The sequence below is a fragment of the Mariniflexile sp. HMF6888 genome, assembly GCF_044335535.1.
In the GTDB taxonomy this organism is placed as follows: domain Bacteria; phylum Bacteroidota; class Bacteroidia; order Flavobacteriales; family Flavobacteriaceae; genus Mariniflexile.
The window spans coordinates 25,681-38,745 of record NZ_JBIQVZ010000002.1 but is presented as its reverse complement, the minus strand read 5'-3'; the positions used below and the strand labels follow the sequence as shown (position 1 = coordinate 38,745).

Genomic DNA, 13,065 nt, shown 5'->3' with positions numbered 1-13,065 from the left:
ACTTAGTTTAAAAAATTATTAAATATTTATTTTTGGGATTAAATACTTAAGACAGATACATGAAAAAATTACTTTTACTAACTACTGCCATTGCCATAATAGCATGTAAACAAGAACCTAAAGATTACGTTACATTATCGGGTAAAATCATTGATAAAAACAGTGATTCGGTTGTAGTAAGATCACGTACATTTTCCAAAACCATAAAAGTAAATACCGATGGTACTTTTAGTGATACCCTAAAAGTTGAAACTGGTGTTTATAACTTTTATGATGGCACCGAAACTACATATATGTTTTTAAAAAATGGTTTCGACATTACTGTGACTTTAGATACGAAAGAATTTGATGAAACTGTAAAATACTCAGGAACTGGTGCAGAACACAGTAACTTTTTGGCTAAAAATAATTTAATGCAAGACGAGCTTTTAGATTTAGACGCATTAGGCCATTTGGATATGACTGGGTTAGAATCAAGATTTGGCGAAATAAAAACCAAACTAACCGAATTTTATGAGGCTAACAAAGACATAGACACCTCTATAATCAATAATTTGTCAAAAAACCTAGACCCTATGTTAAATTATTACAAGGGATATTTAGCAGAGTCTATAGCACTAAAAACAGAATTATCAAAAGGCACGCCATCCCCTGCTTTTGATAAGTATGAAAACTACAATGGTGGCACGACCTCATTGTCCGATTTAAAGGGAAAATATGTTTATATAGATGTTTGGGCAACTTGGTGTGGTCCTTGTAAGGCTGAGGTTCCTTCCTTAAAAGCTTTAGAAAAACAATATCACGATAAGAACATTCAATTTGTTAGTTTATCTATTGATGACGATAGAAGTCACGGCGGTTCGTGGGATAAGGCCCGTGAAGATTGGAAAGCCATGATAGCTGATAAAGAATTAAGCGGTGTACAGTTATTTGCACCAAACGGGTGGCTATCACAATTTGTTATGGATTATAAAATCAAAGGGATTCCTAGGTTTATTTTAATAGACCCCAATGGTAATATAGTAACTCCCGATGCTCCCAGACCTTCTAGTCCTGAATTAACGGAACTGTTTACATCATTGAATATTTAAAATACTAAATTAGAATCCAGCCACAAATACATGAATCGTTTTGTATTTGTGGTTTTTAGATTTAAAGCCTGCTACTTTTCGCCTGCATCTCTCGCTTCCCTAGCTTCTGGTTGTTCGGGTAGTTTAAACAAATCTTTGTAAGCTTCACCTAAATAATCTATGACATGACTTGCTATTAAGCTTTGATAACCATAATCTTCAACAGCGATATCTGCCGATTTTCCATGTAAATAAACCCCAAAAATACTTGCGCTTAATGGTTGGTATCCTTGTGATATTAAGCCCGTAATAATCCCTGTTAATACATCACCGCTTCCTGCGGTTGCAAGACCGGGGTTTCCTGTCGAATTCACATATAACTTCTCTTGAAATACTGTAATGGTATTGGCACCTTTAATCACAATTATTAGGTTGTATTTTTTCGAAAAGGCTTTTACCTTAGCTAATTTATCAAAATCGTCTGTCCACATTCCTATTAAACGTTTTAATTCTTTGGGATGTGGTGTTAGAATCGTTTGTTCTGGCAATAATTTTAATAGTGATTTCTTTTGTGCTAACATGTTAATGCCATCGGCATCGATAATAAGTGGTGTCGTATTCTTTTTTAAAAAACCCTCAAAGGCTTGTATTGTTTTAGCATCGGTTCCTACGCCTACTCCAAATCCAATGGCCGTAGGTGTTATATTGAAATCGATTTTGGTTATTTTTTCTTCATCTATATCCGTAATAACCATCGCCTCTGGAAAAGCGGATTGCAAGGGTACACAACCACATTTCGGCACATAAGCAGACACCAAACCTGCTCCAGAAGATAATACTGCCCTACTGGCTAAAATAACAGCACCGATTTTACCATAACTCCCCCCAATAATTAAACTGTGCCCAAATTGGCCTTTATGAGAAAATTTGTCTCTTGGTATATAGAAAGGCAATACGTCATGCTTTCCTATTAATTCGGCTTCAGTAACGGTTTCATATAAAAATTTGACATCCAAATCAATATCCAAAACTTCCCACTGCATCGTATATTTTGCTGTTTCGGGTAAAAAGAACACTAATTTGGGCGTTACAAAACTTAAGGTAAAACCTGCCCAAACAACAGCATTTTCATCTTTAGGTACACTATCGGTACTTAATCCTGATGGAATATCAATAGATAATGTAAACGCCTTCGTTTTCTTAAAATAAACAAATAAATCCTTAATCCAATTATCGACAGGCCTGTTTAAACCTATACCAAAAATAGCATCGACAATAATGTCTTCTGTATGTATTTCAGGAAAATCTTCCTTACAACTTAAAAGAGTTGGCCAATTTTTAGTAACAGTTTTAATTTTGTCATAATTAATTAAAAAATCTTTAGACCGCTTATCACTACAGTTAACAACATATATTTTAACATTATAGCCATCTAAAATTAAATGTCTTGCTAAAACCAAACCATCGCCACCGTTATTACCAATACCACAAAATATGTGAATTGGCACTTGAGCGCCTTGTAAACGCACATGCATCCAGTTAAAAACCTTTAAACCAGCACGTTCCATTAAGTCTGCAGATGATATATTTTGACGCTCTATGGTTCGTGCATCACCTTGATAGATTTGTTCTTTAGAGAATATTTTCATCTGTTTATATTTATTGTTTTAAGTTGTTCAGATGGAACACCCTGAATAATCATCCTCGTGTGTGTGAATGTTCTTCTCATGGGTGTTTCATGTCATAAATGTGCCTCTAATCAACATTAATATTACACATTTTTATATTTTAAATCAAGCCGTAGCTTTATTAACTCATTTAAATTTTTCTTAATGGGCTAAATAATCGTCCTTTTTTGTCCATACGCCTTCCGTCCCATTGGCTACGCTGAATCTTCGATTTTACTAGAGGCTGTCTAAAAAGTCTAGTTGGATGTCATTATTTTAGCGAAAGGGCCCAGCTGGCGCTAGATTAAATTTTCGCTTCAATCAAAAAAGGTTAAACGAGTAGTGCCTTTATAATAAAAAAAAATCCTCAACTAAAATTAGTCAAGGATTTGTTGGCGGTTAAATTGCAGGGATTTACTCCTTTACAAACCTAATTATTTCAAAGTCATCTAATTTTAAAAGATATAATCCATTGGCTAAAAACCTAACATCTATTTTGTTATTGTAAGAAACGCTACCTCTTGCTAATTCTTTTCCCGTCATATTATAAATAATATAATTTTTGGTTTCCATTAAGCCCGAAAGACTAATATAATTGGTTGATGGATTGGGATAGGTTTTAAGTTTCACTTTTGAATTAACATCAATATTGGATTGTGTACTGGTATCTATAATGCTTAAACTTCCATAATAGACCCCTTTTTCGGTTGTCACATAAGGTCTAATATAATAAATAGTATTTATTGATACCTCTGACAATTTATTACTAAATGTTCCTTCTCCACTTTCTACAACTATCTTGGTATCTAAAACCGTTGGAAGCTTTTCAGAAGTACTGTAAACAAAACCTTTTTCTATAACAATAGCATCTTTATCACCTATAACTTCCCCGGTCATATCTATTGCTTTGGCAGTGTTATTTAAACCAGCACTACCAATAACATCTGGTGCGTCGGTTTTTACAATAGTAGATTTTTCCTGGGCAAGTTTTGAAGTTCCTTGAGCCTGCGTAAATAACGCGAACAATAAACATGGAACTATTAAAATTCCTTTTGAGAGTGTTTGGAGTTTCATTTTGAAGGTTTTTTTATGAATTAACGTTACAAATATACGAAAATTTCTATACAAAAAACATTTTATCGAATATTTTAGTATTTAAACGATATTATTTAAAAAATATTGTTGAAAGTCATCCATAATTTTTACCATATTTTGATTAATGAAATAAGCAATGGGGTTCATGACCTTTAAAGGCTACGGTGTACCCACAATATTTTCTAGAAATTTAGTTACAAATATTTGCCACGAATACACAAATTTCTGCTTTTACCAAAGTCTCCAAGCCTGCAAAGGCTTGGAATTCGTGTAATCTTTAGTGCTTTTTTGACTTTTGACAGTAAGGCATATTCATTTTGATGTGTGTGTGCTTTTAAAATATTTTTAAAAATTTCACGAATTTATCACGCCGACCGCATAATTCATCAAAAAACAATTCGTGAATCAGTGGCGTTTTAAAGATGTGGGTACACCATAGCCCTTAAAGGGTAGCAAACAATTATTATAGATTTTTCAATTCTATTTTTAAATAGTTGTTTTTCTTAAATGAAAGTTGTTTGAATATAAGAATACTGCAAAAAAGAATTTTTAATTTTTTTATAAGGTTAAATGTGATATTTTTGGGTTCTATTATTAGATATAATGAATCATTCAAACCAAAATACGAGCATAACGCTTCCTTTTTCAACAAGAAGGAACGCTTTTACTTTTGGAACAACTACCATTATTACAACCCCTTGGGGTTGCTAATTATATATTCTTCAGGTTATCCTTGTGATTTTTACAATTACAACATCTTTAATATTTTTTTTAAATCATCAATTCATTAAAACATGAAACTTCAAAAACTTGTTCTTGCTAGCATAAAGAAATGTATATGTAGAAGTTGCATGTGACCATTGAAAAACAATAAATACACACACATGAAAGTTTTAAAATTCGGAGGAACTTCTGTAGGTTCACCAAAAAACATAAATAACGTTATTAGCATTTTAGAGAATTATGCTAAAAAAGATAAAGTAATATGTGTAGTGTCGGCAGTAGGCGGTATTACAGACAAATTACTTTTAGCGGGTAAGCAAGCGCAAAATAAAGACACGGCATATATTGATACGTTTAATTTGATAAAAGACATTCATTTTAATATTGTTAATGAGCTTAATCTTGAAAAAAGTTCTCCTATAATAGCTTTTATTGATGAAAAACTAAATGCACTTAAGAGTCTGTTAGACGGTATCTTTTTAATAAATGAATTATCTCCAAAAACATCCGATAAATTGGTGAGTTATGGAGAAATGCTCTCGTCTTTCATTATTGCTGAAACCATGAAAAATCGTGGTTTATCTGCCGAAAGCAAAAATTCGCAAGAACTAATCATTACAAATTCCAACTTCACTAAAGCTGAAGTCGATTATACTATAACCAACAAAAATATTCAAGCCTATTTCAATACGGCATCACAACAAATCACGATACTTCCTGGGTTTATATCAAAATCCAAAATAGGCGAGCAAACTACTTTGGGTCGTGGTGGCTCCGATTTTACTGCTGCTATTGTTGCTGCCGCTTTAAAGGTGGAACAGTTAGAGATTTGGACCGATGTTAGTGGTATGTTCACTACCAACCCAAAACTTGTAAAACAAGCCTACCCTATCGAAAAAATATCGTACCAAGAGGCTATGGAATTGTCTCATTTTGGTGCTAAAGTATTATTTCCGCCAACAGTACAACCGGTTTTGGATCTGAATATCCCTATTCATATTAAAAACACTTTAGAACCAGAAGCTGCCGGTACTGTTATTTCCAACGAAGAAACTATTTCTACATCACCTGTAAAAGGCATTAGTAATATTGGAAACATTGCTTTACTAACACTTCAAGGAAGTGGTATGATTGGCATTCCTGGGTTTTCTAAGCGTTTGTTTGAAACACTGTCACAAGAAAAGATTAATGTCATTTTAATCACACAGGCATCTTCTGAGCATTCTATTTGCTTAGGTATTGATGAAAATGATGCGGAATTAGCCAAAACAACTATTGATGCAACATTCGAAAACGAAATCGCTTTACATAAAATTGATCCGATTATTGTTGAAAAAGACTTATCAATTATAGCCTTAGTAGGCGATAACATGAAAAACCATCAAGGTATTAGTGGTAAAATGTTTAGTGCATTGGGTAAAAACAATATCAATATTAGAGCCATTGCACAAGGTGCTTCAGAGAAAAACATTTCTGCAGTTATTTTGCAAAGCGATGTTAAAAAAGCACTTAACACGTTACACGAACAGTTTTTTGAAAGCAAAACCAAACAGCTTAATGTGTTTGTTACAGGCGTTGGAAATGTTGGCGAAAAATTAATAGAACAAATAAAGCAACAACGAAAATATCTGAAAGAAAACCTGAAAATCAACTTACGTATTACTGGATTATCCAATTCCAGAAAAATGATTTTTAGTGAAGATGGCATCGATTTGAGCCATTGGAAAGAGCAACTGGAAACTGGCGAAACCGCAACATTAGATGGCTTTTTTGAAAATACAAAGTCATTGAATCTTCGCAACAGTATTTTTGTAGATGTAACTGCAAATAAAGATGTCGCAGGTTTATATGAAAAATATTTACGCCAAAGTATTGGTGTGGTAGCGTGTAATAAAATTGCATGTTCCAGTGATTATGAAAACTACAAATTATTAAAGCGTTTATCATTAAAATACAATGCACCCTATTTATTTGAAACCAATGTGGGCGCAGGTTTACCTATTATCGATACGTTAAACAACTTAATAGCTTCGGGAGACAAAATAACTTCCATTCATGCAGTGTTGTCTGGGAGTTTGAATTTTGTATTCAACAATTTTAACGATACCACTAAGTTCTACGATGTGGTAAAACAGGCTGCTGCTGAAGGTTACACTGAACCAGACCCAAGAATCGATTTAAGCGGTGTAGACGTCGCTAGAAAAATATTAATTCTTGCTAGGGAAAGTGGTGTTGAAATGAATTTAGAAGATATTGACAATACCTCATTTTTATCCGATTTGGGTGTGAAAAGTGATTCTGTTGATGATTTTTATCAAACATTAATTACAGACGAAGCACATTATCAAGCCTTATATGCTTCTGCGAAAGCGAAAAACTGTCAGTTAAAATATGTAGCGCAATTTAATAATGGCAAAGCAAGTGTTGGTTTACAGGAAATACCAAGTGATCACCCTTTTTACAACCTACAAGGAAAAGATAATATCGTGATGTTTTACACACAACGTTACCCAGAACAGCCTATGATTATTAAGGGTGCTGGTGCTGGTGCTGAAGTGACCGCTTCCGGTTTATTCGCCGATATTATTAGAATTGGAAATGATTAACAAATTGCCTATTGGCTAATGACTATTGACTAAAGAAATGAACGAAATAAAAATATTTGCACCTGCGACCGTAGCCAATGTAGCTTGTGGTTTTGATGTATTAGGGTTTTGCTTAGACAGTGTTGGTGATGAAATGGTGATTAGAAAAATCGCTAAAAAAGGAATTTATATTACAAAAATTGAAGGCTTCGATTTGCCTTATGAAGCTGAACTGAATGTAGCTGGTGTTTCGGCATTGGCGATGTATGACGCTGCTAAACCTGATTGCGGATTTGAAATTGAAATCTACAAAAACATAAAACCAGGTAGTGGTATTGGAAGCAGTGCCGCCAGTGCTGTGGGCAGTGTTTTTGGTATGAATGAACTTTTGGGAAGACCCTATAACAAAACCCAGTTAACAGAATTTGCCATAAAAGGAGAAGCGTTGGCTAGTAAATGTGAACATGCCGATAACCTTGCCCCTGCCCTATTTGGTGGTTTTACCTTGGTAAAAAGTATGTCGCCTTTAGAAATTCTAGAGATTCCGTCACCAAACGATTTGTACGCCGCTATAATTCACCCACAAATTGAAATAAAAACATCTGAGGCTAGAGCCATCCTTCCTAAAGAAGTTTCGTTAAGCAATGCCATAACGCAGTGGGCTAATTTTGGAAGTTTAATTCATGGGCTACATACAAGTGATTATGATCTAATTCAAAGATCACTACACGATGTTATTGTAGAACCATATAGAAGTCAGTTGATTCCACATTACAACGACGTTAAAGCCGAAGCTTTAAAAGCAGGTGCTTTGGGTGCAGGTATTTCAGGTTCTGGTCCTTCAATTTTTACTTTAAATAAGGGAGTTGAAACAGCTAATAAAGTAGCAGATAGCATGAGATCCGTTTATTCTAAAACAGGAATGGATTTTGATATTCATGTATCGAAGATTAATGTGGAAGGGGTTAAGATTATTTAATCGATGACCGATGACCGATGACCAAAGACCGAAGACGGGAGACGGGAGACGGGAGACGGGAGAAATGAATTTTAATATTTTAAATTAAAAAATGAATAAGTTTAAGTTTGAAAAACTAATTATTTGGCAAAAAGCAATGGACTTCGGAGAAGTTATTGACCAAATAGCATTAAACTTTCCCGATAGAGAAAAATTTAATCTAGCTTCTCAAATTTGTAGAGCAGCAGATTCCATAGCTTTAAATATTACTGAAGGTTCTATCGGTCAATCAAATCCTGAACAAAAAAGATTCATTGGCTATTCCATTCGTTCTTTAGCTGAAGTTGTAACCTGTTTATTTAAAGCAAAAAGAAGGAACTACATTGCCGAAAATGAATTTATAAAATTATATGAAGAAGCATATCATCCTTATAAACATGATGAGTGCTTTTCGCAAGAACATTAAATAAAATATCCGCTTTCGGCTTTCAGTCATCTGTCTCCCGTCTTCGGTCAATTTTCAAAACAAAATGAACTATTCATCTTATAAATACAATACGCGCTTTTAGCAAGAACATAATATAAACCACCCGTATTCGGCTTTCAGTCATCTGTCTTCCGTCTTCGGTCAATTTTCAAAACAAAATGAACTATTCATCTTATAAATACAATACGCGCTTTTAGCAAGAACATAATATAAACCACCCGTATTCGGCTTTCAGTCATCTGTCTCCCGTCTTCGGTCAATTTTCAAAAACATAAACTATTTCATCTTATAAATACGATACACGCTTTTCACAAGAACATTAAATAAAACATCCGCTTTCGGCTTTCAGTCATCTGTCTTCCGTCTTCGGTCAATTTTCAAAACAAAATGAACTATTACTCACTAAACCATAAAGCAGCAAATTCGACTTTTAAAAACGCCGTTATTAAAGGTATTGCGCCCGATAAGGGATTGTATTTTCCAGAAAGCATTACGCCACTTCCTAAAGCATTTTTTGATACTATTGATAACATGTCGTATTCAGAAATTGCTTTTGAAGCTATTAAACAATTTGTGTCTCCAGAAATTCCTGAAGCCATTTTAAAAACGATTGTTGATGAAACCTTATCGTTTGATTTTCCTGTGGTAAAGCTTAATGACAGCATATCTACCTTAGAGCTATTTCACGGACCAACCATGGCTTTTAAAGATGTCGGTGCGCGTTTTATGGCACGTTGCTTAGGGTATTTTAACCAAGATAATGACAAGGAAGTTACTGTTTTGGTGGCTACTTCTGGCGATACTGGTGGTGCTGTAGCCAATGGATTTTTAGGTGTTAAAGGTGTTAATGTGGTGATACTATACCCTAGTGGAAAAGTGAGTGATATTCAAGAAATGCAACTCACAACACTTGGGCAAAATATTAAAGCCTTGGAAGTTAATGGCACATTCGACGATTGTCAAGCCATGGTAAAAACCGCATTTTTAGATGAGTCTATAACCAACAACATGCAGTTAACCTCTGCAAACTCCATAAACGTAGCACGTTGGTTGCCTCAGTTGTTTTATTTTATGTTTGCTTACAAACAATTGCATAAAGAATATAAAGACATCGTTTTTTCGGTACCAAGTGGCAATTTTGGAAATATATGCGCAGGTATGATGGCACAACAATTAGGACTGCCTATTAGTCATTTTGTAGCATCAAACAATGCAAATAATGTAGTAACACGTTATTTAATATCTCAATTATACGAGCCAAAACCATCGGTACAAACCATTAGTAATGCCATGGATGTTGGTGCGCCAAGTAACTTCATCCGCATTCAAGAAATCTACAAGAATAATTTCAGCAATTTAAAAGAAAATTTATCGTCTTATAGTTTTTCAGATGAAGAAACCAAAGCTGCCATGTTAGAAATATTTGATAATTACAACTACGTAGCCGATCCACATGGTGCCGTTGGCTATTTAGGTTGCAAGGCTTATTTAAAAGAAAACGCTAATGCACACTGTGTCTTTTTAGAAACGGCACACCCTACTAAGTTTTTAGATGTTGTTGAAGCCGTCATTAAAGAAGAACAGCCTTTGCCAGAACAAATTCAATCGGTTATGGGGAAAGAAAAAGAATCGGTAGTTATTTCAACCTATGAAGATTTGAAAGCATTTTTGTTGAACTAATTTTTAACAAGGAATTTATATATGGTTTAGGTGTATTTATTACATCTAAACCTTTTTTATTTATCTGCTATCTCTAAGCTCCTGCTTAGTGTTAACGATGCCAAAATCATAGCCCTACCATTATAACCTATTTAACTCCATAAAAATAGTAACGTTTACAAAAAGACAGATTTCTTTTTTTCCTAACCTATCTAGGTTTTAACTTTTAATAAAAACGTCTATCTATAAAATTTCAATACATTTGCATTCGGTAAAATTAATGAGATTTCTGCTTTTGCAGGAATGAAAAAAAAAGTCTATCAATGAAAAATACAGCCTTAACAAAAACCCATGAGTCCCTAGGCGCTAAATTAGTGCCATTTGCAGGTTTTAATATGCCCGTACAATATGAAGGTGTTACTATAGAACACGAAACCGTTAGAAAAGCCGTTGGCGTTTTTGATGTATCACACATGGGTGAGTTTTTAATTGAAGGTGAACATGCTTTAGCACTTATACAGAAAGTATCAAGTAACGATGCTTCAAAACTAAGTATTGGCAAAGCACAGTACAGCTGCATGCCTAACGAAACGGGGGGCATTGTAGACGATTTAATTATATACCAAATCAAAGAACAAACCTATTTGTTGGTGGTGAATGCCAGCAACATTGAAAAAGATTGGGATTGGATTCAGTCTCAAAATAGTATGGGAGCTACCATGCGCGATTTAAGTGACGATTATTCTTTACTTGCCATTCAAGGCCCCAAAGCGGTTGAAGCGATGCAAAGCTTAACCAGTCACGATTTATCAGCTATTAATTTTTACAACTTCATAGTAGGTGATTTTGCAGGTATTGAGCATGTTATTATTTCGGCAACAGGTTACACAGGTAGTGGTGGTTTTGAAATTTACTGTAAGAACAGCGAGGTCAAACAAATATGGGATAAAGTATTAGACGCAGGAAAAGATTTTGGCATCAAACCTATTGGGTTGGCGGCTCGCGATACCCTACGTCTGGAAATGGGTTATTGTCTTTACGGAAACGATATTAACGACAGCACCTCACCCATTGAAGCTGGTTTGGGCTGGATAACAAAATTTACCAAAGACTTTACAAATTCCGAAGCTTTGAAAAAAGAAAAAGAACAAGGACCAGAACGCAAATTAGTTGCTTTCGAGCTAGACGAACGTGGTATTCCGCGTCACGACTATGATATTGTAGACAGTGACGGCAACAAAATAGGCCTGGTAACCTCGGGGACCATGTCTCCATGTTTGGGCAAGGGTATTGGTTTGGGTTATGTCCCAACTGGTTTTTCTCAAATTGGAAGTAAAATCTACATCCAAATACGTAAAAATGCCATCCCAGCAACGGTTGTTAAATTACCGTTTTATAAGGAGCAAACCTAAATTAAGTTAATGAAAACGCAGGGGAAAGAAAGTAAACATCGTATATTAATTTTAGGTGCCAGTGGGTTTTTAGGCAATGCCATTTATAGAGAACTCTGCTCCTATTTTAAAACTTTCGGAACCTACAACACATCAAATATTCAATTAGAAAAAAACAAGCATTTTTTTCAATACAATTTTGAAGAAGACGATGTTTACGAAATACTCGATATTGTAAAACCAACCATTGTTATTTCGGCACTTCGTGGCGATTTTGCATCCCAATTTATAGCTCATAAACACATTGCGGAATATGTGTTTTCAAAAAAAATAAAAATCATCTTTTTATCATCGTCCAATGTTTTTGACGCCTATAGCAAGTACCCAAGCTACGAAGAAGACAAAACATTAAGCAACAGCGTGTACGGACATTTCAAAATTAAAATTGAAAACATGCTGCTACGCCTACCAAAAAACCAAGTCGCCATTTTAAGGCTTCCCATGGTTTTTGGCAAACAATCTCCTAGAGTTCAAGAAATTGCTCGAAATATAAGTGAAAATATACCCGTTGAAGTGTTTCCCAATTTAATAATGAATGTCACTACAGATAGCAAGGTAATCCTGCAAATTCACTACATTATTAATCGAAATAAATCGGGCATTTTTCATTTAGGCAGTACCGATTTAGTACATCACGACGAATTTATAAAGGAGCTTACAAAATCCTTAGGCCTTAAAAACGCCATATACAAACAAGTGTACACCACTAACGACGACCGGTATTTGGCCGTATTACCAAAGTACAATCTACTACCAAAAGACCTTCAAATAATAAGCCAAGAGATCATTACCGAACTAGAAGTATAAGGCATTAGGGCGTTCCCCTATCGGGTCGGGTTTTTCCTTACAAGTCCTCGCTCCACCGTCGCTGTGGGCTTTCCAGTACAACCCCTAACGCGGGTGTCCCAGCCTTACAACAACAATCCTGCATAGTTTAACCTAGAATAACAAAACATTATTCATTTGAAATTAGTAAATTAGTAAAAATTTAAAATCAATAAACACCTCCATTATTATGAGCAAACTTTCAGCCGAAGACATAGAAAAAAGATTATTAAATTTACCAGAATGGGATTATTATGATGATGCCATTCATGCCGAATTTGAATTCGAAAATTTTAAAGACTGTTTTAGTGCCATGAGTAGAATCGCTTTCGAGTGCGAAGCATTAAACCATCATCCCGATTGGTCTAATACATATAATATACTAACCATTTCATTATCAACACACTCTGAAAACGGTGTCACCGAAAAAGATTTCAAACTAGCAAAAGCTATTGAAGCTATTGTAGAACCGGATGATGAAGATTAAAACCAAGTAATCAGTGTTCAGTGTTCAGTAACAGTTTTCAGTAATCAGTAATCAGTTT

The 13,065-nt window shown here is 34.7% G+C and carries 10 protein-coding genes; 8 read left to right on the top strand and 2 right to left on the bottom strand.

What is annotated here, in order from left to right; all coding sequences use genetic code 11:
* Positions 1 to 59 precede the first annotated feature (59 nt).
* On the top strand, positions 60 to 1,091 hold the full coding sequence (locus ACGLWY_RS05475; RefSeq protein WP_396618669.1) for a TlpA family protein disulfide reductase: 1,032 nt from the start codon (positions 60 to 62) through the stop codon (positions 1,089 to 1,091).
* A 71-nt stretch (positions 1,092 to 1,162) separates the two neighbouring features.
* On the opposite strand, the gene ACGLWY_RS05470 is transcribed toward ACGLWY_RS05475, so the two are convergent.
* Both ACGLWY_RS05470 and ACGLWY_RS05465 read right to left on the bottom strand, forming a co-directional pair.
* A complete protein-coding gene (locus ACGLWY_RS05470) occupies positions 1,163 to 2,719 on the bottom strand; it encodes an NAD(P)H-hydrate dehydratase (RefSeq protein WP_396618668.1) in 1,557 nt (518 codons plus the stop codon).
* A 432-nt stretch (positions 2,720 to 3,151) separates the two neighbouring features.
* Complete coding sequence (locus tag ACGLWY_RS05465) at positions 3,152 to 3,811, bottom strand: T9SS type A sorting domain-containing protein (RefSeq protein WP_396618667.1); 660 nt, start codon at positions 3,809 to 3,811, stop codon at positions 3,152 to 3,154.
* A gap of 905 nt (positions 3,812 to 4,716) precedes the next feature.
* Between ACGLWY_RS05465 and thrA the strand changes: the two genes are divergently transcribed.
* The 7 genes from thrA (at position 4,717) to ACGLWY_RS05430 (ending at position 13,007) form a co-directional block, all read left to right on the top strand.
* On the top strand, positions 4,717 to 7,161 hold the full coding sequence (gene thrA, locus ACGLWY_RS05460; RefSeq protein WP_396618666.1) for a bifunctional aspartate kinase/homoserine dehydrogenase I: 2,445 nt from the start codon (positions 4,717 to 4,719) through the stop codon (positions 7,159 to 7,161).
* A gap of 37 nt (positions 7,162 to 7,198) precedes the next feature.
* A complete protein-coding gene (locus tag ACGLWY_RS05455; protein WP_396618665.1) occupies positions 7,199 to 8,119 on the top strand; it encodes a homoserine kinase in 921 nt (306 codons plus the stop codon).
* 91 nt (positions 8,120 to 8,210) lie between these two features.
* On the top strand, positions 8,211 to 8,564 hold the full coding sequence (locus tag ACGLWY_RS05450; protein WP_396618664.1) for a four helix bundle protein: 354 nt from the start codon (positions 8,211 to 8,213) through the stop codon (positions 8,562 to 8,564).
* Positions 8,565 to 8,972: 408 nt separating this feature from the next.
* Entirely contained in the window at positions 8,973 to 10,265 is a 1,293-nt protein-coding gene (gene thrC / locus ACGLWY_RS05445) for a threonine synthase (protein ID WP_396618663.1), read from the top strand.
* Positions 10,266 to 10,567: 302 nt separating this feature from the next.
* Positions 10,568 to 11,656, top strand: coding sequence for a glycine cleavage system aminomethyltransferase GcvT (gene gcvT / locus ACGLWY_RS05440; RefSeq protein ID WP_396618662.1), 1,089 nt, complete (start codon positions 10,568 to 10,570; stop codon positions 11,654 to 11,656).
* A 9-nt stretch (positions 11,657 to 11,665) separates the two neighbouring features.
* Positions 11,666 to 12,502, top strand: coding sequence for a sugar nucleotide-binding protein (locus ACGLWY_RS05435; RefSeq protein ID WP_396618661.1), 837 nt, complete (start codon positions 11,666 to 11,668; stop codon positions 12,500 to 12,502).
* A gap of 208 nt (positions 12,503 to 12,710) precedes the next feature.
* Positions 12,711 to 13,007 (top strand): 4a-hydroxytetrahydrobiopterin dehydratase, encoded by a 297-nt coding sequence (locus ACGLWY_RS05430; RefSeq protein WP_396618660.1) that lies wholly within the window; start codon positions 12,711 to 12,713, stop codon positions 13,005 to 13,007.
* The last annotated feature ends 58 nt before the right edge of the window (positions 13,008 to 13,065 follow it).

Excerpts from the sequence above, each read along its gene's own strand:
- ACGLWY_RS05475 (WP_396618669.1), top strand. The coding sequence starts at position 60 with ATGAAAAAATTACTTTTACTAACTACTGCCATTGCCATAATAGCATGT.
- ACGLWY_RS05470 (WP_396618668.1), bottom strand. The coding sequence starts at position 2,719 with ATGAAAATATTCTCTAAAGAACAAATCTATCAAGGTGATGCACGAACC.
- ACGLWY_RS05465 (WP_396618667.1), bottom strand. The coding sequence starts at position 3,811 with ATGAAACTCCAAACACTCTCAAAAGGAATTTTAATAGTTCCATGTTTA.
- thrA (WP_396618666.1), top strand. The coding sequence starts at position 4,717 with ATGAAAGTTTTAAAATTCGGAGGAACTTCTGTAGGTTCACCAAAAAAC.
- ACGLWY_RS05455 (WP_396618665.1), top strand. The coding sequence starts at position 7,199 with ATGAACGAAATAAAAATATTTGCACCTGCGACCGTAGCCAATGTAGCT.
- ACGLWY_RS05450 (WP_396618664.1), top strand. The coding sequence starts at position 8,211 with ATGAATAAGTTTAAGTTTGAAAAACTAATTATTTGGCAAAAAGCAATG.
- thrC (WP_396618663.1), top strand. The coding sequence starts at position 8,973 with ATGAACTATTACTCACTAAACCATAAAGCAGCAAATTCGACTTTTAAA.
- gcvT (WP_396618662.1), top strand. The coding sequence starts at position 10,568 with ATGAAAAATACAGCCTTAACAAAAACCCATGAGTCCCTAGGCGCTAAA.
- ACGLWY_RS05435 (WP_396618661.1), top strand. The coding sequence starts at position 11,666 with ATGAAAACGCAGGGGAAAGAAAGTAAACATCGTATATTAATTTTAGGT.
- ACGLWY_RS05430 (WP_396618660.1), top strand. The coding sequence starts at position 12,711 with ATGAGCAAACTTTCAGCCGAAGACATAGAAAAAAGATTATTAAATTTA.